The organism is Kitasatospora sp. NPDC005751 (assembly GCF_040630835.1).
GTDB lineage: Bacteria > Actinomycetota > Actinomycetes > Streptomycetales > Streptomycetaceae > Kitasatospora.
The window spans coordinates 75,003-98,955 of record NZ_JBEXYC010000015.1 but is presented as its reverse complement, the minus strand read 5'-3'; the positions used below and the strand labels follow the sequence as shown (position 1 = coordinate 98,955).

20 protein-coding genes and 2 tRNA genes are annotated in these 23,953 nt (G+C 71.7%); 15 read left to right on the top strand and 7 right to left on the bottom strand.

Annotation, left to right across the window (positions count from 1 at the left end):
• The first annotated feature begins 142 nt into the window (after window positions 1-142).
• The 9 genes from ABZ497_RS17110 (at window position 143) to ABZ497_RS17070 (ending at window position 9,451) form a co-directional block, all read left to right on the top strand.
• Entirely contained in the window at window positions 143-757 is a 615-nt protein-coding gene (locus tag ABZ497_RS17110) for a DciA family protein (RefSeq protein ID WP_359805917.1), read from the top strand.
• A gap of 255 nt (window positions 758-1,012) precedes the next feature.
• A complete protein-coding gene (gene gyrB / locus ABZ497_RS17105) occupies window positions 1,013-3,037 on the top strand; it encodes a DNA topoisomerase (ATP-hydrolyzing) subunit B (protein WP_359805915.1) in 2,025 nt (674 codons plus the stop codon).
• A gap of 119 nt (window positions 3,038-3,156) precedes the next feature.
• Window positions 3,157-5,700 (top strand): DNA gyrase subunit A, encoded by a 2,544-nt coding sequence (gyrA, locus tag ABZ497_RS17100; protein ID WP_329492178.1) that lies wholly within the window; start codon window positions 3,157-3,159, stop codon window positions 5,698-5,700.
• A gap of 150 nt (window positions 5,701-5,850) precedes the next feature.
• Window positions 5,851-6,597: a DUF3566 domain-containing protein gene (locus ABZ497_RS17095; protein ID WP_329488806.1), complete on the top strand. Its 747-nt coding sequence runs from the start codon at window positions 5,851-5,853 to the stop codon at window positions 6,595-6,597.
• 270 nt (window positions 6,598-6,867) lie between these two features.
• On the top strand, window positions 6,868-8,253 hold the full coding sequence (locus tag ABZ497_RS17090) for a cyclopropane-fatty-acyl-phospholipid synthase family protein (protein ID WP_359805911.1): 1,386 nt from the start codon (window positions 6,868-6,870) through the stop codon (window positions 8,251-8,253).
• A 16-nt stretch (window positions 8,254-8,269) separates the two neighbouring features.
• Window positions 8,270-8,346, top strand: a tRNA-Ile gene (locus ABZ497_RS17085).
• Between the two features lie 121 nt (window positions 8,347-8,467).
• Window positions 8,468-8,782 (top strand): DUF6191 domain-containing protein, encoded by a 315-nt coding sequence (locus ABZ497_RS17080; protein WP_329488808.1) that lies wholly within the window; start codon window positions 8,468-8,470, stop codon window positions 8,780-8,782.
• A gap of 276 nt (window positions 8,783-9,058) precedes the next feature.
• On the top strand, window positions 9,059-9,187 hold the full coding sequence (locus ABZ497_RS17075; protein WP_014137031.1) for a DLW-39 family protein: 129 nt from the start codon (window positions 9,059-9,061) through the stop codon (window positions 9,185-9,187).
• A gap of 191 nt (window positions 9,188-9,378) precedes the next feature.
• A tRNA-Ala gene (locus ABZ497_RS17070) sits at window positions 9,379-9,451 on the top strand.
• Window positions 9,452-9,527: 76 nt separating this feature from the next.
• Here the strand turns inward: ABZ497_RS17070 and ABZ497_RS17065 are convergent.
• The gene (locus ABZ497_RS17065) at window positions 9,528-10,415 is read right to left on the bottom strand and encodes a DUF5324 family protein (RefSeq protein WP_359805909.1); all 888 of its coding nucleotides are present in this window, start codon (window positions 10,413-10,415) and stop codon (window positions 9,528-9,530) included.
• A gap of 259 nt (window positions 10,416-10,674) precedes the next feature.
• Here ABZ497_RS17065 and ABZ497_RS17060 point away from each other — a divergent pair, with 259 nt between their 5' ends.
• A complete protein-coding gene (locus ABZ497_RS17060; RefSeq protein ID WP_359805907.1) occupies window positions 10,675-11,580 on the top strand; it encodes a rhomboid family intramembrane serine protease in 906 nt (301 codons plus the stop codon).
• Between the two features lie 312 nt (window positions 11,581-11,892).
• Here the strand turns inward: ABZ497_RS17060 and crgA are convergent, their stop codons facing one another.
• Window positions 11,893-12,141 (bottom strand): cell division protein CrgA, encoded by a 249-nt coding sequence (crgA, locus tag ABZ497_RS17055; protein ID WP_329488811.1) that lies wholly within the window; start codon window positions 12,139-12,141, stop codon window positions 11,893-11,895.
• 172 nt (window positions 12,142-12,313) lie between these two features.
• Between crgA and ABZ497_RS17050 the strand changes: the two genes are divergently transcribed.
• The 5 genes from ABZ497_RS17050 to ABZ497_RS17030 all read left to right on the top strand — a co-directional run bounded on the left by ABZ497_RS17050 (window position 12,314) and on the right by ABZ497_RS17030 (window position 16,183).
• Window positions 12,314-13,075 (top strand): DUF881 domain-containing protein, encoded by a 762-nt coding sequence (locus ABZ497_RS17050; protein ID WP_329488813.1) that lies wholly within the window; start codon window positions 12,314-12,316, stop codon window positions 13,073-13,075.
• Between the two features lie 165 nt (window positions 13,076-13,240).
• Entirely contained in the window at window positions 13,241-13,417 is a 177-nt protein-coding gene (locus tag ABZ497_RS17045; RefSeq protein WP_329488814.1) for a hypothetical protein, read from the top strand.
• Window positions 13,418-13,473: 56 nt separating this feature from the next.
• Window positions 13,474-14,136, top strand: coding sequence for an aminodeoxychorismate/anthranilate synthase component II (locus tag ABZ497_RS17040; protein WP_359805904.1), 663 nt, complete (start codon window positions 13,474-13,476; stop codon window positions 14,134-14,136).
• A gap of 5 nt (window positions 14,137-14,141) precedes the next feature.
• On the top strand, window positions 14,142-15,308 hold the full coding sequence (locus tag ABZ497_RS17035; RefSeq protein WP_359805901.1) for a class E sortase: 1,167 nt from the start codon (window positions 14,142-14,144) through the stop codon (window positions 15,306-15,308).
• 77 nt (window positions 15,309-15,385) lie between these two features.
• Window positions 15,386-16,183 (top strand): class E sortase, encoded by a 798-nt coding sequence (locus tag ABZ497_RS17030; RefSeq protein ID WP_359805898.1) that lies wholly within the window; start codon window positions 15,386-15,388, stop codon window positions 16,181-16,183.
• Between the two features lie 109 nt (window positions 16,184-16,292).
• Here the strand turns inward: ABZ497_RS17030 and pknB are convergent, their stop codons facing one another.
• The 5 genes from pknB to ABZ497_RS17005 all read right to left on the bottom strand — a co-directional run bounded on the left by pknB (window position 16,293) and on the right by ABZ497_RS17005 (window position 23,953).
• Entirely contained in the window at window positions 16,293-18,431 is a 2,139-nt protein-coding gene (pknB, locus tag ABZ497_RS17025) for a Stk1 family PASTA domain-containing Ser/Thr kinase (RefSeq protein WP_359805896.1), read from the bottom strand.
• 261 nt (window positions 18,432-18,692) lie between these two features.
• Window positions 18,693-20,150 (bottom strand): penicillin-binding protein 2, encoded by a 1,458-nt coding sequence (locus ABZ497_RS17020; RefSeq protein WP_359805893.1) that lies wholly within the window; start codon window positions 20,148-20,150, stop codon window positions 18,693-18,695.
• Window positions 20,147-21,523, bottom strand: a complete 1,377-nt coding sequence (locus ABZ497_RS17015; RefSeq protein ID WP_329492179.1) for an FtsW/RodA/SpoVE family cell cycle protein — start codon at window positions 21,521-21,523, stop codon at window positions 20,147-20,149. Before ABZ497_RS17015 ends, ABZ497_RS17020 begins: the two co-directional genes overlap by 4 nt.
• 172 nt (window positions 21,524-21,695) lie before the next feature.
• Complete coding sequence (locus ABZ497_RS17010) at window positions 21,696-23,348, bottom strand: protein phosphatase 2C domain-containing protein (RefSeq protein WP_359805891.1); 1,653 nt, start codon at window positions 23,346-23,348, stop codon at window positions 21,696-21,698.
• 53 nt (window positions 23,349-23,401) lie between these two features.
• Window positions 23,402-23,953: an FHA domain-containing protein gene (locus ABZ497_RS17005; protein ID WP_359805888.1), complete on the bottom strand. Its 552-nt coding sequence runs from the start codon at window positions 23,951-23,953 to the stop codon at window positions 23,402-23,404.

The following is a 23,953-nucleotide window of genomic DNA, read 5'->3' as shown; positions in this document are numbered from 1 at the left end:
GTTCCTCCACCGCACCTCCACACCTGCCGCCCCTTCGACCCGCCGTCCGGCGTGCCCCCGTCCCCGTCCGCTCCCGTACGCTGGACGGCTCACCGGCGCGTAGCCGCGACCGTTGTCCACAGGCTGGGGAAAGGAGATCGCCATGAGCGATCCGACCGGGAAGACCCCTCAGCCGGGTGCCCTCCCACTGACCACCCTCCCGCTCACCGCCCTCCCACCGGCCGCCGACCAGCCGGAGGCCGGGCAGCCGGGCGGCCCGGCACCGACCGGCGCCGACCTGGCCCGCTCGGCGCTGCGGGCGGCCCGGGCGCAGGCCCGCCAGCGGGGCGAGCAGGTCCGGGAGAAGCGCGAGGCGAAGCGGTACGGGCTGCGCAGCGGGGCGCGCTCGGACGGCCGTGACCCGGTGCCGCTGGGGGCGGCGCTGAACCGGCTGCTGACCGAGCGCGGGTGGGAGTCCTCGGCGGCGGTCGGCGGGGTGATGGGCCGTTGGGCGCAGATCGTCGGCCCCGACATCTCGGCGCACTGCGAGCCCACCTCCTACGACGACGCGGCCGCGGTGCTCACCGTGCAGTGCGACTCCACCGCGTGGGCCACTCAACTGCGGTGGCTGGCAAGGCAATTGGTGGCACGTCTGAATCACGAGCTGGGTCGCGGCACGGTCAAGACGATCAAGGTGCTGGGGCCGGCCGCGCCGGCCCGCGGCTACGGCCGGCTGCGCGCGCCGGGGAGCAAGGGGCCGGGCGACACCTGGGGGTGACCGCGGGTGCCCGAGGTCGAGCGGACCGGAATCTTCCGGAACCCCTGACGGCCCTTCCAGGCGCTCTGTGCCCCCGGGGCGAGTATCGGGACATGTGCAGAGGGGATCAGGGCGGCGTATCTGCCCTCAGGGGCTGCCAAAAGCCCATCTCTGTCAGTCCTACCGGTAGACTGAGAGCCAAACACTGTTGCTAGTGGCAACCGAGTCGAAACGCCGTGGTCGCACGCTCGCCCGCACGGGGCGGGGATGCGGCCCGTGCTGTGCCAGAGAGGGCGCTTCGTGGCCGATTCCGGCAACCCCAGCCAGACCCCAGACCAGACCGAGCAGGCGGCCGAGAGCACCTACACCGGAAGCAACATCCAGGTGCTGGAGGGCCTCGACGCCGTCCGCAAGCGCCCCGGCATGTACATCGGCTCGACCGGTGAGCGTGGCCTGCATCACCTGGTGCAGGAGGTCGTGGACAACTCCGTCGACGAGGCGATGGCCGGGTACGCCGACACCATCGACGTCACGCTCCTCGCCGACGGCGCGGTCCGCGTCGTCGACAACGGCCGAGGCATCCCGGTGGACATCGTCCCCGGCCAGGAGAAGCCGGCCGTCGAGGTCGTGCTCACCGTCCTGCACGCGGGCGGCAAGTTCGGCGGCGGCGGCTACGCCGTCTCCGGCGGCCTGCACGGCGTCGGCGTCTCGGTGGTGAACGCCCTGTCCACCCGCCTCGCGGTGGAGATCCACCGGGACGGGCACCTCTGGACCCAGGAATACAAGATGGGCGCGCCGACCGCCGCCCTGGTGAAGGGGGAGCCGACCGAGCGGACCGGCACCACCGTCACGTTCTGGGCCGACCCGGACATCTTCGAGACCACGGTCTACTCCTTCGAGACGCTCTCCCGGCGCTTCCAGGAGATGGCGTTCCTCAACAAGGGCCTGACCATCTCGCTGACCGACGAGCGGCCGGAGCACGCGGACGAGGAGGGCAACCCGCTCTCCGTCACGTACCGGTACGACGGCGGCATCGCCGACTTCGTCGCCCACCTCAACTCCCGCAAGGGCGACGTGATCCACCCCTCGGTGATCGACTTCGAGGCGGAGGACAAGGAGAAGACGATCTCCGTGGAGGTCGCGATGCAGTGGAACTCCTCGTACACCGAGGGGGTCTACTCGTTCGCCAACACCATCCACACCCACGGCGGCGGTACCCACGAAGAGGGCTTCCGCGCGGCGCTGACCGGCCTGGTCAACCGCTACGCGCGGGACAAGAAGCTGCTCCGTGAGAAGGACGACAACCTCTCCGGCGAGGACATCCGCGAGGGTCTGACCGCGATCATCTCGGTCAAGCTCGGCGAGCCGCAGTTCGAGGGCCAGACCAAGGACAAGCTGGGCAACACCGAGGCGAAGACCTTCGTCCAGCGGGTGGTCCACGAGCAGCTGAACGACTGGCTGGACCGCAACCCGAACGAGGCCTCGGACATCATCCGCAAGTCCATCCAGGCCGCCACCGCGCGCGTGGCCGCCCGGAAGGCGCGGGACCTGACCCGCCGCAAGGGCCTGCTGGAGTCCGCCTCGCTGCCCGGCAAGCTGAGCGACTGCCAGTCCAAGGACCCGGCCGAGTGCGAGATCTTCATCGTCGAGGGCGACTCCGCCGGCGGCTCCGCCAAGCAGGGCCGTGACCCGCGCATCCAGGCGATCCTCCCGATCCGCGGCAAGATCCTGAACGTCGAGAAGGCCCGGATCGACAAGGTGCTGCAGAACACCGAGGTCCAGGCGCTGATCTCGGCCTTCGGCTGCGGCATCCAGGAGGACTACGACGAGTCCAAGCTGCGCTATCACAAGATCGTCCTGATGGCGGACGCCGACGTCGACGGGCAGCACATCCGCACCCTGCTGCTCACCCTGCTGTTCCGCTTCATGCGGCCGCTGGTCGAGTCCGGCTACGTCTACCTCGCCATGCCCCCGCTGTACAAGATCAAGTGGAGCAAGGACGACTTCGACTACGTGTACTCCGACCGCGAGCGCGACGCCACCATCGCGGCGGGCGTCGCGGCCGGTCGCCGGCTGCCCAAGGACGACGCGATCCAGCGCTTCAAGGGTCTCGGCGAGATGAACGCCGAGGAACTGCGGGTGACCACCATGGACCAGGCCCACCGCCTGCTCCAGCAGATCACCCTGGAGGACGCGGCCCGCGCCGACGACCTCTTCTCCGTCCTGATGGGCGAGGACGTCGAGGCCCGCCGCTCCTTCATCCAGCGCAACGCCAAGGACGTCCGCTTCCTGGACGTGTGACGGGGCCCGCCCCTGCCAGCACAGTCCAGTCACGCGTGAAAGGAAACTGACCACCAGTGGTCGACGACAACCGTCCCGACGGCGAGCAGCCGGACGCCAGCACCGCCACCGACACCTTCGTGTCCCGGGTCGAGCCGATCGAGCTCGAGACCGAGATGCAGCGCTCGTACCTCGACTACGCGATGAGCGTGATCGTCAGCCGTGCGCTGCCCGAGGTCCGCGACGGCCTCAAGCCGGTGCACCGGCGCGTGCTCTACGCCATGTACGACGGCGGGTACCGCCCCGAGAAGGGCTACTACAAGTGCGCCCGCGTCGTCGGCGACGTCATGGGCAACTACCACCCGCACGGTGACACCTCGATCTACGACACCGTGGTCCGCCTGGCCCAGCCGTGGTCGCTGCGGATGCCGCTGGTGGACGGCAACGGCAACTTCGGCTCGCCGGGCAACGACCCGGCCGCGGCCATGCGCTACACCGAGTGCAAGCTGATGCCGCTGGCCATGGAGATGATGCGCGACATCGACGAGGAGACCGTCGACTTCGCCGCCAACTACGACGGCCGCTCGCAGGAGCCCACCGTCCTGCCCGCGCGCATCCCCAACCTGCTGGTCAACGGTGCCACCGGCATCGCGGTCGGCATGGCCACCAACATCCCGCCGCACAACCTGCGCGAGGTCGCCTCCGGCGCGCTCTGGGCGCTGGAGCACCCGGAGGCCTCCAACGAGGAGCTGCTGGAGGCCCTGATCGAGCGGATCAAGGGCCCGGACTTCCCGACCGGCGCGCTGATCGTCGGCCGCCGCGGGATCGAGGAGGCGTACCGCACCGGGCGCGGCTCGATCACCATGCGCGCGGTGGTCGAGGTGGAGGAGATCCAGGGCCGCCAGTGCCTGGTGATCACCGAGCTGCCCTACCAGGTCAACCCGGACAACCTCGCGCTGAAGATCGCCGACCTGGTCAAGGACGGCAAGGTCGCCGGCATCGCCGACGTCCGCGACGAGTCCTCCTCGCGCACCGGCCAGCGCCTGGTCATCGTGCTCAAGCGGGACGCCGTCGCCAAGGTCGTGCTGAACAACCTCTACAAGCACACCGACCTGCAGACCAACTTCGGCGCCAACATGCTGGCGCTGGTCGACGGCGTGCCGCGCACGCTCTCGCTCGACGCCTTCATCCGGCACTGGGTCAACCACCAGGTCGACGTCATCGTCCGGCGCACCACCTTCCGGCTGCGCAAGGCCGAGGAGCGGGCGCACATCCTGCGCGCCCTGCTGCGCGCCCTGGACATGATCGACGAGGTCATCGCGCTGATCCGGGCCTCGGCCAGCGCCGACGCCGCCCGCAGCGGCCTGATGGAGCTGCTCGCCATCGACGAGCTCCAGGCCAACGCGATCCTGGAGATGCAGCTGCGCCGCCTGGCCGCCCTGGAGCGCCAGCGGATCATGGACGAGCACGACGAGCTGCAGCGCAAGATCGACGAGTACAACGCGATCCTGGCCTCCCCGGGCCGTCAGCGCGAGATCATCTCCGAGGAGCTGACCGCGATCGTCGAGAAGTACGGCGACGAGCGGCGCTCCACCCTCATCCCCTCCGACGGCGACCTCTCCATCGAGGACCTCATCGCCGAGGAGGACATCGTCGTCACGATCACCCGTGGCGGCTACGTCAAGCGGACCCGCTCCGACCTCTACCGCTCGCAGAAGCGCGGCGGCAAGGGCGTGCGCGGTGCGCAGCTCAAGCAGGACGACATCGTCGACCACTTCTTCGTGACGACGACCCACAACTGGATCCTGTTCTTCACCAACAAGGGCCGGGTCTACCGGGCCAAGGGCTACGAGCTGCCGGACGCCGGCCGGGACGCCCGCGGCCAGCACGTGGCCAACCTGCTGGCCTTCCAGCCGGAGGAGCACATCACCCAGGTGATGGCGGTGCGCACCTACGAGGACAAGCCGTACCTCGTGCTCGCCACCCGGGCCGGTCTGGTGAAGAAGTCCGCGCTCAAGGACTACGACTCGCCCCGCTCCGGCGGCCTGATCGCGATCAACCTGCGCCAGGACGAGGAGGGCCGGGACGACGAGCTGATCGGCGCCGAGCTGGTCTCCGCCGAGGACGACCTGCTGCTGGTCTCCCGCAAGGCCCAGTCGATCCGCTTCACCGCGACCGACGACGCGCTGCGGCCCACCGGCCGCGCCACCTCCGGCGTCAAGGGCATGTCCTTCCGCGAGGACGACGAACTGCTGTCGATGAACGTGGTCCGGCCGGGGACGTACGTCTTCACCGCCACCGACGGTGGCTACGCCAAGCGCACCGGGGTGGACGAGTACCGTGTCCAGGGGCGCGGCGGTTTCGGCACCAAGGCGGCGAAGATCGTCGAGGGCCGCGGATCGCTGGTCGGCGCCCTGGTGGTGGACGACAGCGACGAGATCATGGCGATCACCCTGTCGGGCGGGGTGATCCGCACGAGGGTTTCCGAGGTTCGTGAAACCGGACGTGACACCATGGGCGTCCAACTGATCAACCTCGGAAAGCGCGACGCGGTGGTGGGCATGGCCCGCAACGCGGAGGCCGAGGGCGAGGAGCTGTTGGAGGACGAGGCGTCCGACGCCGAGTCCACCGAGGTGGCCGAGGGTACGGAGACGGTGGCGGGCGGCGAGGAAGCCCAGGCCTGACCCCTACCGCGCAGGCTGGTGCCGTTGCGTCCGAACACGGGCGCGGCGGCGCCGGCCGCCGACCAGTTCCGGGCAATCCCGCCGGGTGCTGGATGACGAGTGACGACGCAGGGCGGCGCCGCCGCCCTGGTGGGAAGTGCGGGAGGACCAGTGAGTGGAGCCACGGGTGCTGCGGGAGGAGCCACCGGCGGCCGTCCGGGCGCAGCACAGGGCGGCGGGGGCTACGGGGTGCCGCAGCCGCCGGCCGAGCACCCCGCCGCGTCCACCTCGCTGATGCCACCGGTCGGTGCGGCGGGTCAGGGCGGGGCGACGTACGGCGGGCAGCCGACCCCTCCGCCGCCGGGAGCGCCGGCGCCGGGCGGTAGCGGGTTCTCGCAGCCGACCACGTACGCCAAGGGGCAGCCGACACCGCCCCGGGGCACCCGGGTGGGCGGCAACACCCCGCCCGGCGGGACGCCCGTCCCGGGCGGCGCCCCGCGCCGGCCCGGCGCGGCGCCGGCCGTCGGGGGCGCCGGCCTCGGCCGGACCCGCAAGGCCCGGCTGCGGATCACCAAGGCCGACCCGTGGTCGGTGATGAAGGTGAGCTTCCTGCTGTCGCTGGCGGTCGGGATCATCATCATCGTGGCGGCGGCCGTCCTGTGGATGACGCTGGACTCGCTCGGGGTGTTCGACTCGCTCGGCAAGACCCTCAAGGAGGTCACCGCCGGCGAGGCGCCCAACAGCGGCATCAACCTGATGGACTACGTCGGGTTCGGCAAGGTGATGACCTTCACCTCGCTGATCGCGGTGGTCGACGTCGTGCTGCTGACCGCGCTCTCCACGCTCTCGGCGTTCATCTACAACGCGGCCGCCGGCTTCACCGGTGGCATCGAGCTGACCCTGGCCGAGGAGGACTGACCCCGGCCGCGCCGGACCGGGTCTGACCCCCGGTCACATCGTCGTCCGCGGACGGAATGTGCGGGCCCCGACGGCTGTTGCAGCCTTCGGGGCCCGTCGGCATTTCGGGTGACAGCCGGTCCCCGCGGCGTGCCGCCCCGTCGGGCGTCCGCCGCGGTGGGATTAGCTGGGCGCGCTCGTGCCGAGTCACCGAGTGCCGCAGGCCCGCCCCCCGGTCCGACCGGCCGGGGCGGGTACGGCTGTGCAGGTACGGCTGGACGGAGGCGCGCGATGGCTCAGCTCGCAAGGCAACTGGTCGAGGCCCTGGAAGGGCTGCTGGGGGTCCCGGTACCGCTGCGGGTGCAGGTGTGGGACGGCAGTGCCGCCGGGCCGCCGGGGGCGCCCACGGTGGTGCTGCGCAACCGGCGGGCGCTGCGCCGGCTGCTCTGGCAGCCGGGTGAGCTGGGCCTGGCCCGGGCCTACGTGTCGGGGGACCTGGAGCTCGCCCCGGGCGCCGACCTCTACGAGGTGCTGACGGTCGTCGCGCACCTCGCCGAGCGCCCCGAGATCCGGCAGCTGGCGCTGGGCCCCGGCGACGTGGTCGGCCCCCGGGGCCGCCGGGTGCTGGGGGCGCTGCTCCGGGCGGGTGCGCTCGGCCCGCAGCCCGCCCCGCCGCCGGAGGAGGCCGGGTCCGTCCGGGGCCGGGTGCACAGCCGCAGCCGGGACCGCGCGGCGATCAGCCACCACTACGACGTCGGCAACGACTTCTACGGGCTCGTCCTGGGCTCCTCGATGGTGTACTCCTGCGCCTACTGGGAGCCGGCCGCCAAGAGCCTGGAGGCCGCCCAGGAGGCCAAGCTCGACCTGATCTGCCGCAAGCTCGGCCTGCGGCCGGGGATGCGCCTGCTGGACGTCGGCTGCGGCTGGGGCTCACTGGTGCTGCACGCCGCGCGGCACTACGGCGTCACCGCGGTCGGCGTCTCCATCTCCGAGGAGCAGGTCGCGCTCGCCCGCCGGCGGGTCGAGGAGGCCGGCCTGGCCGACCGGATCGAGATCCGGCTGCAGGACTACCGGGAGATCCCGGACGGCCCGTTCGACGCCATCTCCAGCGTCGGCATGGCCGAGCACGTCGGCTCCGAGCAGTACCGGGTCTACGCCGACAACCTGTACGGCCTGCTGGTGCCCGGTGGCCGGCTGCTCAACCACCAGATCGCCCGCCGCCCGGACCACCCGGGCGAGCCGCACCGCCCCAGCCCGTTCATCGACCGCTATGTCTTCCCGGACGGCGAGCTCTCCCCGGTCGGTTCCACCGTGGCCCGGCTGGAGGAGGCCGGCTTCGAGGTCCGCGACGTGGAGTCGCTGCGCGAGCACTACGGGCTGACGCTGCGCGAGTGGGTGGCCAACCTGGAGGCGCACTGGACGGAGGCGGTCCGCCTGGTCGGCCGCGGCCGGGCCCGGGTCTGGCGGCTGTACATGGCGGCCTCGGCGCTCGCCTTCGAGGAGAACCGGATCGGGATCAACCAGATCCTCGCCGTGCGCACCGGTCCCGAGGGGGCGGCCCACCTCCCGGCCACCCGTGAGGAGTGGCTGCTCCGCCGCCCCACCGCTTCCCACCAGCGGACTGCCGCCGGGGCCGGTGCCGATCAGGATTTGGGAGATCGGCCGTCGGTCCGCTAATCTTTCAGTGCGGCAAGGGCCTATAGCTCAGACGGTTAGAGCGCTTCCCTGATAAGGAAGAGGCCACAGGTTCAAGTCCTGTTAGGCCCACCACCGCGAAGGGCCCGGAGCGATCTCGCTCCGGGCCCTTCGGCGTTTTCGTGCCCGGACCGGGGAACCACGGGCCCGTCCCGGGGGTTGTCCGGGGGAGGGCGGGTGGAGGGATGGTGGCGGTATGGCGCTGTTCTGGGCGATGAGCATTCCCGGACTGGTCTGCGCGCTGGTCGTGCTCGCCTTCGTCGATCAACTGGCGCTGCGGGCGCGCCGGGCCCGCTGGATCCCCTGGCGGGGGACGGGCCGTGAGGGGCAGATCTCGTCGACCGGCTTCGAGCAGCTGCACGCCCAGTTCGCGGCGGGCAAGCAGCACGAGCTGGACGAGCGGCGCAGCACGCTGATGCTGCGCGACGAGGAGGGGGAGGGGGCTCCGCCGCGGACCAGGGTGGACCTCGCCTCCGGTACCGCCGTGGTGGTCACGCCGCCCCGCCGGTGACCGGTCCGGGTCGGTCCGGAGGGCGTCCTGGGGCCGCTCACCGGCAGGCCGACCGTACGACAGGAGGTGTGGCGTCAATCCTCCGGCCGGACGGGTCGGTTGGCGGCAGCGGTGGCTGGTCACGATTGGGACACCGGTGTGTATCATCGGCCGCAAGGGCAGTCTGGCACCCGGCAGCCCGTTCGTGCTCGTAAGAACCCATGGACTCGTCGGCCCGGCCAATCCGGTCGGCGCACGGCTGTTGAGTCCGATACGCAAGAAGGACGAGGTCCCGCGGTGAAGAAGCTTCTCCTGGTCGCCCTGGTCGCCCTCGGCGGCTTCTTTGTCTACCGTCAGGTCCAGGCGGACCGCGCCGAGCAGGACCTGTGGACCGAGGCCACCGACCCGGTCCCGGCCGGTCGCTGAGGGCCCGGACGATCTGACGATCGACGATCTTCGGAGACGCCGCAGCGCGTCTCCCCGGTCGGTCGGTCCGGTCGGACGACCGGGCCGACCGGCTCTTCCGGCACCGGCCGGGCACCAGTGCGGGGACGGGGCGTGGGATTCGCGCCGGGACCCGGTACGCTAGTGCCCGGCGGTACACGCGGTGCCGTCGAGGGGCTTTAGCTCAGTTGGTAGAGCGCTGCCTTTGCAAGGCAGATGTCAGGAGTTCGAGTCTCCTAAGCTCCACAGACGAACAGCCGATCGGCCGCTGACCTGAATCCGGGTCAGCGGCCGATCGGCGTTCTGCGGGGGTGCGGGCCGGTCAGTGCGGCTTGCGCGGGTCGTGCGGCTTGGGCCGGTCCTCGTCGTGGTCGGGCCCGTCGGGGGTGGACGAGCCGGGTTCGGCGGCGCCGGACCCGGTCGGGACGTCCGGCGCGGCCGCGGTCTCGGCCGTGGAGCCGTTCACCGGGCTGGTGGTGGCCGCGTCCACGGTGCCGTCCGCGGTGCCGGCGCCCGTGGCGTGCGAGCCGCCGGGGCGCGGGGCGGCCGCGGCCTCGGCCGGGCCGGGCGCCGGGGTGGGAGCCCCGGTCGTGGGCTCGACGAGCCACTCCGGGTCGCCCTGGTGCCGCCACCACTGCCAGACCAGGATGCCGCTGCCGATGGCGACGGCGCCCGCCACGGCGAGGCCGGTGGCCCAGCCGTTGCGGTGCTCCTTCCTGGCGTTGCGGGCGGCCAGGTCGCTGATCTCGGCCGAGGTGACGTGGCCCTGCAGCGCGGTCAGCGCGGCGGCGCCGCGGGTCTGCGCCTCCAGCGCGACGGGCGTGACGGTGGCGCGGGCCTCCTCGACCGCGTGGGCGACCTTGGGGACCACGGTGGAGCGGGCCTGGTCGGCGGCGCGCATAGCGGAGAGCCGGGCCGCCAGGGCGGTCTCCTGAGCCCGGTGGAGGGCCTTGAGGGTGTTCTTCTGGGCTTCCGGGGGAAGGCTGGCGAAGGCATGCTCGAACTGCGGGGCGATGTGCTTGGCGTACTGGACACGGGCGCTGTGCGCCGCCTGGGAGGCCTTCGGCCCGACGGCGTCCACAGCGGGCCCCAGCCGCTGCTTCGCGCCGTCCGCGAGGTGCGCCGCGGTTTCCTTGGCGGTGGCGGCGTAGGGCGCGAGAGTTTCCCGGGTCTTGCCGGCCGTCTCACGTGCTGAGTCCAAACGGGTCACGAGTCTCTCCTCCTGGTGGCGTCCTATATGCACTTATCCACCTAAATGCTGATCATGCATGTTGATTTGTCTGAGAGCACTCCGGAGTGGGCCGTACGCGGGGTGCGGCGGGTCGCCCGGCCCGGCGTCCGGGGACCGGATCCGGCCGGTGGAGATCGCTCGGCGCCGACCGCCGCAGTACGCTGACGATCCCGGTGCCACCCGTACGGCGGGTGCCGGCGGGACCGCGCCGCCGACGTACGAGAAGGGGTTACCGCTGATGCTCCCGGACGAGTCCAGGCCGCCGACGGACGAGGACCCGCGGCCGGGCGGCGGGGCCGGGGCGTCCCGCTGCTACCGGCACCCGGAGCAGGAGACCGGTATCGGCTGCTCCCGGTGCGGCCGGCCGATCTGCCCGAAATGCATGGTGAACGCCTCGGTGGGCTTCCACTGTCCGGAGTGTGTCAGCGGGGACAACCGGCAGGTGCGGCAGGCGACCACGCGGTTCGGCGGCAAGCCGGCCGCCGACGGCGCGCTGGTCACCAAGGTCCTGCTCGGACTCAACCTGGCGGTCTTCCTGCTGGCCGCCTACGTGCTGGAGCCGTGGCTGGCCGAGGACCTCTCGCTGTTCAGCGTCGGCCCGCAGATCACCGGCTTCCCGTACGGCGTGGCGGCCGGGCCGGACCAGTGGTACCGGCTGCTGACCGCGACCTTCCTGCACGTCGCGCCGTGGCACATCGCCACCAACATGGTGATGCTCTGGGTGATCGGTCCCTCGCTGGAGGCGGCGCTCGGCCGGATCCGCTTCCTGGCCGTCTACCTGCTGTCCGGCCTGGCCGGCAGTGCGTTCGCCTTCCTGCTGGCCGGCGGCTTCATGAACTCGCTGGGGGCGTCCGGCGCCATCTTCGGCCTGCTCGGCGCGACCGTGGTGATGTACAAGCAGACCAGGACGCCGCTGGGACCGGTGATCGCGCTGCTGGTCTTCAACCTGATCGTCACCTTCTCGGTGTCCGGCATCGACTGGCGGGCGCACATCGGCGGGCTGGTCGCCGGCACGCTGACCGCGATCGGGCTGATGTACGCCCCGCGGGAGCGCCGGACGGTCGTCCAGACACTGACGGTGGCGGGGGTGGCCGGGCTGGTGCTGCTGATGGTCCTCGTCGGGACGGCCCGCTACGGCGGGTGACCGTCCCGGACGTTTGTCCACAGCGCGTGGGGGGTTGTGCACAGCCGGTGCGCCAGCCGGGCTGTGGACTGTTGTTCTACGCGTGTCCCGCTGTGCGTATTCGGCATTCGGGGGAGCGCGCGCACGGGTGTGGACAGCGCGCCGGACGCGAGTTATCCACAGGCCGGGGAGACTTTTCCCCAGTGTGGATAACCATGTGGATAAGCGCGATAAGCGGGATAACCGCCGTCCGGTGTCCGGACACACCGCAGCGCCGCCCCGCACAACGCTGCCGGGGCGGCGGAGCAGACGCTCAGGGCCTGGGCCCCGGCGTCACTTCCACTGGGTGGAGACGCCGAATCCCGCTGCGATGAAGCCGAAGCCCACCAGGATGTTCCAGTTGGCCCAGCTCTCGACCGGCCAGGTGCCACTGGTCACGTAATAGGTGACGATCCAGACCAGACCGACCAGGAACAGTGCCAGCATCAGAGGGGCTACCCAGCTTCGGCCCGAGCTGATTTTCACCGTTGCCACCGTCGGCGGGGTGTAATCGGACTTCTTGCGGAGTCGAGACTTCGGCACGAGGAGCTCTCCTGTCGATGCGCTGTGAGACCGCGCAGGGGTTCAGCGGGTGGGGCGGCTGGTGGGTGGCGGCTGTGGAGAACGTTAGGGGAACCGGTCCCGCACATGCCACCGGCGTCCGTTAGCGTAGTGGCTCGGCGGGTCTGAAGGAGATAAGGGTACGGTGCCTAATTTGTCGATTCCTCCTCGGCCTGCCCGCTCTCGCGCCGCCGGCATCCGAATTGTCGGCCGTGCCCTGACCTGCGCCGTCTTCGCGCTCGCCGGCCTGCTCTTCTACATCAGCGCGCAGACCGCCCGCGGGACCGATCTGCGGACCGACAACTCGCTGCTGAGCCTCGGCGACGTGATACGCCAGCGCAGCTCGCAGAACCAGCAGTCCCAGGAGCAGCTCGCCGACCTCCAGGCGCGTTCCCAGGCGCTCACCGGCCAGCAGGGGCGCAGCCCCGCGGACGCCGCCCGGCTGACCGCCCTCCAGCAGGCCGCCGCCCTGGAACCGCTGCAGGGGCCCGGACTGACCGTCACCCTCAACGACGCGCCGCCGAACGCCACCGCGCGCATCCCCGGGGTGCCCGAGCCCGGCGTCAACGACCTCGTCATCCACCAGCAGGACATCCAGGCGGTCGTCAACGCGCTCTGGCGGGGCGGCGCCGAGGGCGTCCAGGTGATGGACCAGCGGCTGATCGCCACCAGCGCGGTCCGCTGCGTGGGCAACACCCTGCTGCTCCAGGGCCGGGTCTACTCCCCGCCGTACGTGGTCAAGGCGGTGGGGCGCACGGACGCGCTGCGGTCCGCGGTGGACGCCGACCCGACGATCCGCAACTACCTGCAGTACGTGCAGGCGTACGGGCTGGGCTGGAAGGTGCAGGAGAGCGGCGAGCTCAGCGTGCCCGGCTACTCCGGCACGGTCGACCTGGGTTCGGCCGGGGGGCAGTGACAGCCGGCCGGTGACCACCGGTCCGGGCGCCGCTCCGGCCCGCCGCCGCGACCCGCCGGGCGGGCCGCCGGAGCACAACGGGCGGGCGCTGCCGGGGAAGGGCGCCTCACGCGCCCGGATCACGGGTCTACTCTTGACCCCAGTCTGTTGCGTCGAGGGAGCACCATGTACGGCTGGATCTGGCGACACCTTCCGGGGCACCCCCTGGTCCGGGCCCTCATCTCGCTGCTCCTCGTCCTGGGGGTGGTCTACCTCCTGTTCACCTACGTCTTCCCGTGGGCGGAACCGCTGCTCCCCTTCGGCGACGTCACAGTGGACGGCGACGGCGGCGCCGCCGGCTGAGCCCGGCGGCCCTGCTCCTCCTCCCAGTCCCCGCAGCCCACGGAGATAGCGCGCGAATGACCCCCCAGCTGACCTCGCCCCGCATCCTGGTCGTCGACAACTACGACAGCTTCGTCTTCAACCTGGTCCAGTACCTCTACCAGCTCGGCGCCACCTGCGAGGTGGTGCGCAACGACGAGGTGACGGTCGAGCACGCGGTGCGCCGCGCGGGCGCGGAGGGCTTCGACGGGGTGCTGCTCTCCCCCGGCCCCGGTGCGCCCGAGGAGGCCGGGGTCTGCGTCGAGATGGTCCACCACTGCGCGCGGACCGGGCTGCCGGTCTTCGGTGTCTGCCTGGGCCTGCAGTCGATCGCGGTCGCGTACGGCGCGGTGGTCGGCCGGGCGCCCGAGCTGCTGCACGGCAAGACCTCGCTGGTGGAGCACGAGGACGGCGGCGTCTTCGAGGGACTGCCCTCGCCGCTCACCGCGACCCGCTACCACTCGCTGGCGGTCGAGCCGGCCACCGTGCCGGACGAGCTGGTGGTGACCGCCCGGACCGAGAGCGGCGTGATCATGGGGCTGCGCCACCGCGAGCTGCTGGTCGAGGGCGTCCAGTTCCACCCGGAGTCGGTCCTCACCGAGGGCGGGCACCGGATGCTCGCCAACTGGCTGGCCGAGTGCGGCGATCCGCAGGCCGTCGGCCGTTCGGCCGGGCTCGCCCCGGTGATCGGCCGGGGCTGAGCGGCATGACCGCGGTGCGTCCGGAGGGGCGATACCAGGCGGGCGCGGATCCGCACGGGGCCGGGGCGCCCGGCCCGGGCGGCCGGCACCGGCAGCCTGCCCCGCAGTACGGCGGCCGGGGCCAGCACCCGCCGGAGAGCCAGTACCAGCAGTACGACCCCTACGGTGCGCAGCCGCTCGGACCGGGCGACCCGGAGCACGGTGGTGCCGAGGACGGCTGGAGCGTCTACGAGCAGGCCGGACAGGCCGCTCCGGGCGACCCGGCCCACCCGGGGCAGCCCGAGTACCCCTGGCTGGCCGACCAGACCCTCCAGCTGCGGCTCCCGGCCCTCGCCGACGACGGCACTCCCCCGCCGCTCGGCGGCCGGGCCGAACGCCGTCGTGCCGCGCAGGGCCGGATCTCGGTGCGCTCGGGCGGCGGGCGCCGCCGGGCGGCCGACGGCGCGGCCACGGGCCGGGCGCGGCCCAAGGAGTCGCCCGCCGTCGTGGTCGCCCGCCTCGTCGGCGAGCTGTGCATCACGCTCGGCCTGGTGATGCTGCTCTTCGTCTCCTACCAGCTCTGGTGGACCAACGTGCAGGCCGACGCGGCCGCCGACGGTGCCCGCAACCAGCTGGAGCAGCAGTTCGACGCGGCCCAGCCGGCACCCGGCGCGGCCGGGCAGCCCGCGCCGGACCCGGCGAAGCCGGAGACCTTCGAGCCCGGCAAGGGCTTCGCGATCATCCACCTGCCGAAGCTGGGTCTCAAGTTCCCGATCGCCGAGGGCACGTCCAAGTCGGCGGTGCTCGACAAGGGCCTGGTCGGGCACTACGCCGGGACGGGCATGCCGGCCGACAAGGCGGGCAACTTCGCGCTGGCCGCGCACCGCAACACCCACGGCGAGCCGTTCCGGCACATCAACCAGCTCGGCAAGGGCGACAAGATCGTGGTGGAGACCGCCACCGCGTACTACACGTACGAGATCACCGGCGGCATCCCGGAGACCCCGCCGTCCAACGTGAGCGTGATCAAGCCGGTGCCCAACGGCTCCGGGTACACCCAGGCGGGCCGCTACATCACCCTGACCACCTGTACGCCGGAGTTCAGTTCCAAGGCCCGTCTGATCCTCTTTGGCAAGATGATCGAGGAGCGGCCGCGGAGCCAGGGCAAGCCGCCCGGCCTCACGGTCGGCTAGGGCCTGCCGGACAAACCCCGGCGGGCCGCGGCGGACGGCCGCCGCACCGGATGGACAGCACGCGAGGGGGAGTACGAGTGACCCAGGACGAGACGGCGCAGGCAGGCCCGCCGCCCGCGCCCGCCCGTCGGCGACGGGGCCGGGCGCTGGCCGCGCTCGGCGTCCTCGGCGAACTGCTGATCACCCTGGGGCTGGTGCTCGGTCTCTTCGTCTCCTACTCGCTCTGGTGGACCAACGTGGAGGCCGACGCCGCCGCGGCGCAGGCGGGCGACCGGCTGCGCGGCGCCTGGGCGGCGGGGCCGACCAACGCCCCCCCGGCCGCCCCCGGCGCCCCGAGCCCCACCGCTGCGCCCGGCACCGGCACCGGCACCGGCCCGGCCCCCGTGGCGGGCGACGGGATCGGCTTCCTGCACGTGCCCGCGATGGGCCGGGGCTACCAGGTGCTGATCCGGATGGGCACCGACGCCGACACCCTGGCCGAGGGCGTCGCCGGGGTGTACGAGCAGCCCTACCGGGCCGCGATGCCCTGGGACGCCACCGGGAACTTCGCGCTGGCCGCCCACCGGGACGGCCACGGGGCGAAGTTCCACGACCTCGACGCCGTCCACCGGGGCGCCGCGATCGTCGTCGAGACCAGGGACAAGTGGTACGTCTACCGGGTCGACAGCACCCTGGCGGAGACGTCCAAGTACGACACCGGCATCGTCGCCCCCGTCCCCAAGGGCTCGGGCTACCAGGCGCCCGGACGGTACATCACCCTGACGACCTGTACGCCGGTCTACACCTCGCGCTACCGGATGGCCGTCTGGGGCAGCCTGGTGCGGGTGGACGACATGGACGCCGCGCGCACCCCGCCGACCGAGCTGAGGTCCTGACCCGGGCCCGGCCCAGCTACCGGGCCGGGCCGGAAAGCCCGAGGGCCCGTCGCAGCAGCTGCGACGGGCCCTCGGGCGTTCCCGGCGTCAGAGCCAGGGGAACCAGGGGTTAGGGGTTGCCCCCTTTGGTGTTGGAGGGTGACGGGTTGGCGGGGTCGCCCCCTTTGGTCGGCTCGGGCGGCTTCACCATCAGGGTGACCGACTGACCCGGGTCCAGCTGGGTCCCGGCGCCCGGCATCGAGTTGGTGACCGTGCCGTTCGGGTCCTGCGAGCCGAGCAGGGTGTAGCCCAGGCCCTGCTTCTGCAGCTGCGCGATGGCGTCCTTGACCGGGACGTTCTGCAGCGGCGGGACGGTGGCCTTGTCCGGCGCCTTGAAGATCGTCAGGGTGATCTTCGAGTTGGCCGCGGCCTTGGTGTTCGGCTGGAGCGACTGCGACGCGACGGTGTTGACCTTGGTCGGGTCGTTGGTCGGCGTCGTCTTCGAGGCGTCGACCTGGAAGCCCGCGCCCTCCAGGGCGGCCTGCGCGGCCTCCTTCTGCTGGCCGACCACACCGGGGACGGAGACCTTGGCCTTGCCCTGCGAGACGGTGAGCTTGATCTGCGCGGTCGGGTCGCCGGCCGCGTTGGCCGCCGGGTCCTGGGCGATGACCGTCTCCGTCGGAGCGGTGTCGTCGTCCTTGTACTCGGGCTGCGCGATGTTGGTGAAGCCGGCGTCGTTGAGCGCCTTGACCGCCTGGTCCTTCGTCAGGCCGACCACCTTGGGCACGGTCGCCTTGGCCGGACCGGAGGAGAGCTGCACCGTGATCGTGGCGGCCTCCGCGACCTGGCCGCCGGCCGCCGGGGTCTGGGTGCAGACCTGGTCCTTCTTGACGTTGGTGTCCGGGCAGGCCACCTTCTCGCCCTCGGTCACCACCAGCTTGGGGCCGCTCTGCGCGGCGAGGGTCTTGGCCTCGGCCAGTGTCTTGCCCACCAGGCTCGGCGCGACGACCTTCGCGGTCTCCTTCTTGTCGCCGCCCTTGTTGCCGAACATCGCCTGGGCGACGAAGAAGGTGCCGACCAGGACCAGCACGGCGGCGACCGCCAGCACGATCCAGGAGGTGTTGCTCTTCTTCGGCGGCTGCTCGCCGCGTCGGCCCCCGCCGCGGCCGTAGCCGTCGTCGTAGCCGTCGTTCCCGCCGCCGCCCGGGGCACCGGCGTAGGTCTGCCCGTAGCCGTCGTCCTGGTAGCCGGGCTGCTGGCCGTAGCCGGCCTGCGGGAGCATCGTGGTCGGCCCGCCGCCGGGCTGCTGCGGCAGCACGTTGGTCTGGCCGTACGGGTCGTGCTGCTGCGGGTAGCCGTTCTGGTCGTAGCCGTACCCGGCCGCGCCGCCCATCCCGTAGGCGGCGGCCTGCTGGGCGGCGGCCACCGGGAGGCCGTCGAGGAAGCGCTCGATGTCGTCGCGCATCTCGTCGGCGCTCTGGTACCGGTAGTCGCGGTCCTTGGCGAGCGCCTTCAGCACGATCGCGTCGATCTCGGGGCGCACCTCGGGATCGAACACCGACGGCGGCTGCGCCTCCTCCCGGACGTGCTGGTAGGCCACCGCGACCGGCGAGTCGCCGACGAACGGCGGCCGCACGGTCAGCAGCTCGTACAGCAGGCAGCCGGTGGAGTAGAGGTCCGAGCGGGCGTCGACCTGCTCGCCCTTGGCCTGCTCGGGGGAGAGGTACTGGGCGGTCCCGATGACGGCGGAGGTCTGCGTCATGGTCATCCCGGCGTCGCCCATGGCCCGGGCGATGCCGAAGTCCATGACCTTGACGTTGCCCTGCCGCGTCAGCATCACGTTGGCGGGCTTGATGTCGCGGTGCACGATGCCGGCCCGGTGCGAGTACTCCAGGGCCTGGAGGATGCCGATGGTCATCTCCAACGAGCGCTCCGGCAGCAGCCGGCGGCCGGAGTGCAGCAGCTCCCGCAGCGTGGACCCCTCGACGTACTCCATCACGATGTACGGGATGGAGATGCCGTCGATGTAGTCCTCGCCGGTGTCGTACACGGCGACGATCGCGGGGTGGTTCAGTGACGCCGCGGACTGCGCCTCACGGCGGAAGCGGGCCTGGAAGGACGGATCACGGGCCATGTCGGCCCGGAGCGTCTTCACAGCGACGGAACGGCCGAGCCGGGTGTCATGGGCGAGGTACACCTCGGCCATGCCGCCGCGTCCGAGGACGCCGCCGAGCTCGTACCTGCCGCCTAGGCGACGAGGCTCTTCCATAGTTCCGACCCTCTCCCTCACCCGCCGGTGAGGTTGTGACGTAGGTGTCCCCGCACGCTCCGAGTGACGCCGGCGCGGGCCCGGGTGGTTCTGCGATCAGGACCCTTCGACGCTTCGCGGGCGGCAACGGGCACACCCGCTGCTGCGGATACGCTACCGGTCGCACCGCGCCGGACCGGAGTCGGCCGTGGGCCGATACCAGACCGGTATCCGTTCGGCGGGGCCGATCGTGACATTCGACGCACCCGTGACGGCCGCTCCCTACTTGCCGAGGGCGGCCTGCATCACCGCCTTGGCGATGGGTGCGGCGAGCCGGCCGCCGCTGATCCCGTCACGGTTGTTGGAGCCGTCCTCGACCACCACCGCGACCGCGACGGACTGGCCGTCGGGGGTCTTGGCGTAGGAGGTGAACCAGGCGAACGGCAGCCCGGCGTTGTCCTCGCCGTGCTGCGCGGTGCCGGTCTTGCCGCCGACCGTCAGGCCCGGGATCCTGGCGTTCTTGCCGGTGCCGTTGTCGACCACCGAGACCATCAGGTTCTGGAGCTTCTGCGCGGTCTCCGGGCTCATCGCCTGGGAGTACTGCTTCTCGGTGTGCTTGGAGATGGTGGTCAGCGAGGCCGAGCGCTCCTGGTCGACCAGGTACGGCTGCATCAGCGAGCCGTTGTTGGCGATCGCGGCCGAGACCATGGCCATCTGGAGCGGGGTGGCCCGGGTGTCGTGCTGGCCGATGGAGTCCAGCGCCACGCCGTCCGGGGTGGAGTTGGTCGGGAAGACGCTCTTCTCGGACCGGACCGGGGTGTCCACGGTGCTGTTGAAGCCGAACTTCTCGGCCTGCGCCCGCATCTTCTCCTTGCCGAGCTCGGTGCCGATCTTGCCGTAGACGGTGTTGCAGGACCAGTCCATGGCGACCTTGACCGTGGCGTTCTCGCAGGGCTCGTCGTCGCTCTCGTTCCTCAGCTCGGTCTTGGTGCCCGGCAGGATGTACGGCTTCGGCGTCTGGGTCTGGTCGTCGACGCTCTGGAACACGCCGTTCTCGAACGCCGCCGCCGCGGTGACCAGCTTGAACGTCGAACCGGGCGGGTACGTCTCGCGCAGCGCGCGGTTGAGCATCGGCTTGTTCGGGTCCGCGTTGAGGTCCACCCAGGCCTTGGAGTCGCCGGACTCGCTGCCCGCGAAGGCGCCCGGGTCGTAGGACGGGGTGGAGACCAGCGCCAGGATCGCGCCGGTGCGCGGGTCGAGCGCGACCACCGCGCCCTTCTTGTTGCCGAGGCCGTCGAAGGCGGCCTTCTGGGCCTTGGAGTTGATCGTCGTGACGACGTCCCCGCCCTTCTTCGGCTCCCCGGTCAGCATGTCCAGGGTGTTCCGGAAGAACAGCCGGTCGTCGCTGCCGGAGAGGATGCCGTCCTCCAGCTGCTCCAGCTGGCTGGCGCCGAAGGACTGCGAGGAGTACCCGGTCACCGGCGCGTACATCGCGCCGTCGACCCAGGAGCGCTTGTACTTGTAGCGCAGGCCGTTGACGAAGTCGGACTGGGTGACCGGCTTGCCGTCGACGATGATGTTGCCCCGCGGGTGGGCGTACCGGTCGTACACCTGCCGCTTGTTGTTCTTGTTGGTGGCCCAGGCCTCGGCCTGGACGCCCTGCACCCAGTTGGTGCGCACCATCAGGGCCAGGATCAGGACCAGGCAGAAGATCGAGACCCGGCGGATCGGCTTGTTCACGAGGCTGCTCCCCCCTGGAGCTCGGTGGCCGGGGCCGGTTCCACCCCGGGGCGGCGGGCGCTGTCGCTGATCTTCAGCAGGATCGCGATCAGGGCCCAGTTGGCGACCACCGAGGACCCGCCCTGGGCGAGGAACGGCATGGTCATACCGGTCAGCGGGATCAGGCCGGTGACGCCGCCGGCGACCACGAAGACCTGGAGCGCCATGGCCGAGGAGAGGCCGACGGCGAACAGCTTGCCGAACGGGTCCCGGGCCGCGATGGCGGTGCGCAGACCGCGCTGCACCAGCAGGGCGTAGAGCATGAAGATCGCCATGATGCCGGTGAGCCCGAGTTCCTCGCCGAACGAGCCGAGGATGAAGTCGCTCTTGGCGGCGAAGTCGATCAGCCAGGAGCGGCCCTGGCCGAGGCCCGAGCCGGTCACCCCGCCGGAGCCCAGCGCCATCAGCGACTGGCCGATCTGTTCCGTCGAGCCCTGGGGCGGTTTGGGCGTGAAGGCGGCCATCGGGTCGAGCCAGGCGTCGATCCGGGTCTTCACGTGGCTGGCGGTGGAGGCGACCGCGACGGCGCCGCCGACGGACATCAGCAGGCCGAAGACGATCCAGCTGGTGCGCTCGGTGGCGACGTACAGCATCACCACGAAGAGGCCGAAGTACAGGAAGGACGAGCCCAGGTCGTTCTCGAAGATCAGGATCAGCAGGCTGAGCAGCCAGATCACGATGATCGGGCCGAGGTCGCGGCCGCGCGGCAGGTAGAGGCCCATGAAGCGGCGGCTGGCCAGGGCCAGGGCGTCCCGCTTGACCATCAGGTAGCCGGCGAAGAACACGGTCAGGATGATCTTGGCGAACTCACCGGGCTGGATCGAGAAGGCGCCCATCCGGATCCAGATCTTGGCGCCGAAGTCCTCCTTGCGGGCCGGGAAGAAGGCCGGCGCCGCGAGCAGCACCAGGGCCGCCGCCATCGAGATGTAGGTGTAGCGCTGGAGGACCCGGTGGTCCTTCAGGAAGATCATCACGAAGATGAAGAACGCCACCCCGAGGCCCGACCACATCAGCTGGTTGGCCGCCGCGGGGTAGTTGTTGTGCAGCAGCTTCCCGGCCTTGTCGAGCCGCCAGATCATCACCACGCCGAGCCCGTTGAGCAGGGTGGCGATCGGCAGCATCAGTGGGTCCGCGTAGGGCGCGAAGCGGCGCATCAGCAGGTGCGCGACCAGTGCCAGCGCCCCCATGCCGAGGCCGTAGCCGAGCATGCCGGCCGGTAGCGAGTCGTCCATCGCGAGGCCCACGTTGGCGTACGCGAGGACCGGCAGCAGCACCGCGAACGCCAGCATGGCCAGCTCGGTGTTGCGTCGGTTGGGCGCGCCCTGCGGGGAGATGGTGGTGTTGCCCCGGCGCCGGGAGGAGGCGCGGTCGGCCGGTACGCCGCCGGTCCGGCGGTCGCCGGAGCGGTTGTCGGCGCCGTTGCTGAGGTCGAAGGTGCTCACGTGGTGACCGCTCCCTGACGGCCGGCAGGCCCGCTCGGGGCGGGCCTATGTCGGGTCGCGGCCGTCACGGCTTCGGGCAGGAGTCGGCCTTCTGCCGCTCCTCGTCCGTCAGACCGGGCAGGTCGCCCTGCGACCCGGTGGCCGGGGCGGCGGCGCTCTGGCTCGGGGCGGCCGTGGTCGGGGTGGGGGTCGGGGTGGCCGAGGCCGTGGGGGTGGCCGGAGCCGCCCGGCCGGGCACGGAGGGCGACGGCACGGGCGCGGTGGCCGTCCGGAACCCGATGTGCGCCACGGCGGGCGTGGTGCCCGGCTGACCGGCCGGCGCGGTGCCCGGCAGCGCCGGGTTGGCCGCGGCGGCCGCCCGGGCGTCGGAGACCTTGTGGCAGAACGTCGCCTGCTCGCCCAGCTTCTTCACCTTGTCGTCGGCGTCGCCGAGGCTGCTGGCCGAGATGGTGTTGGTGACGTGGGTGCGCTGGTCCTGCGGCAGGTACTTGAGCTCGATGTCCTTGTACGTGGTGTGCACCGAGGACAGGCTCAGCCCGGCGAGGCTCTGGTTGACGCCCTGGTAGACCGCGACGTGGTCGCCGTCGACGCCGACGTAGTACTGGTCCTGGGTCCACTGGTAGCCGAAGAAGCCGACGCCGCCCAGCACGCCCAGGGCGACCAGGGCCGCCAGCGAGAGCTTGAGCGCCTTGCCCTTGCGCTTCGGCAGCGCCTCGTCGTCGAAGTCCTCGGTGCCGTACACCGGGGGCTCGCCGGCCGCGTAGCCCTCGTAGCCCTCGGCCGGGCCGAAGCCGGCCGGGGCGGCGCCGTAGCCGCCGTCGTAGCCCTCGGCGGGGCCGAAGGCGCCCTGCGGGGAGCGGCCGAGACCGGCCGCCCGGCCGGCCGGGGTGTCCCGGATCGACTGGTCGGCGACGGTCGAGGACGGCGGGGTCTCGGCGACCGCGCCGACGACCACCGGGACGTCGTTGAACTGACCGCTCAGGGTGTCCGTGGCACCGACGTCGAGGACGTCCGCCACGATGCAGGTGATGTTGTCCGGACCGCCGCCGCGCAGGGCGAGCTGGATCAGCTCCTGCACGGTCTGCTCGGGGGAGTAGAAGCTCCCGAGGGTGTCCTGGAGGGTCTGGTGGCTGACCGGGCCGGAGAGGCCGTCGGAGCAGATCAGGTAGCGGTCGCCGGCCCGGACCTCGCGGATCGACAGGTCGGGCTCGACCTGGCCGCGGCCGTCCAGCGCCCGCATCAGCAGCGAGCGCTGCGGGTGGGTCTCGGCCTCCTCGGGCGTGATCCGGCCCTCGTCGACCAGGCGCTGCACCCAGGTGTGGTCCTGGGTGATCTGCACCAGCGCGCCGTCACGCAGCAGGTAGGCGCGGGAGTCGCCGACGTGCACCAGACCCATCCGCTGGCCCGTCCAGAGCATCGCGGTGAGGGTGCAGCCCATGCCTTCCAGCTGCGGGTCCTCCTCGACCATCTGCCGGAGGCGGTCGTTGGCGCCCTGGACGGCGTCACCGAGCAGGGTCAGCAGGTCGGCGCCGGGCACGTCCTCGTCCAGCCGGACGATCGAGCCGAGCACCTCGGAGGAAGCGACCTCGCCGGCCGCGGCCCCGCCCATGCCGTCGGCCACGGCGAGCAGCCGCGGCCCGGCATAGCCGGAGTCCTCGTTCCCCTCCCGGATCAGCCCCTTGTGGGAGCCGGCGGCGAAGCGCAGCACCAGGGTCATGCGACCTGAGCCCCCCTCTGGGTCATGGACGGGATGCTGTCCCTCATGCGCTACTACTTCCGCAGTTCGATGACGGTCCTGCCGATACGGATCGGCATGCCCGGCTGGAGCGGGGTCGGCGCGGTCAGGCGCTGCCGGTCCAGATAGGTGCCGTTGGTGGAGCCTAGATCCTCGACCGTCCACTGCCCAGTCTGATCCGGATAGATCCTGGCATGCCGGGAGGACGCGTAGTCGTCGTCCAGCACGATGGTGGAGTCGTGCGCGCGGCCCAGCGTGATGGTCTGGCCCTGCAGCGCCACGGTCGTACCGGCCAGCGAGCCCTGCACCACGACCAGCTGGGTCGGGGCGCCGCGGCGCCGGCCGCCGCCTCCGCCCTGGGTCTGGGCGGCCTGGGCGGGCTGGCCCTGCGGGGCCCGCCCGGGCGCGGCCGCGGCGGGGGCCGCCGTGGCGGCGGCCGCGGTCGCGGCACCGCCCCGGCGGGAGGAACGCGGGTTCACCTTCGTGCCGAAGAGGTCACTGCGGATCACTTGGACCGCGACGATGACGAAGAGCCACAGCACGGCGAGGAAACCCAGCCGCATGACCGTCAGGGTCAGTTCTGACAT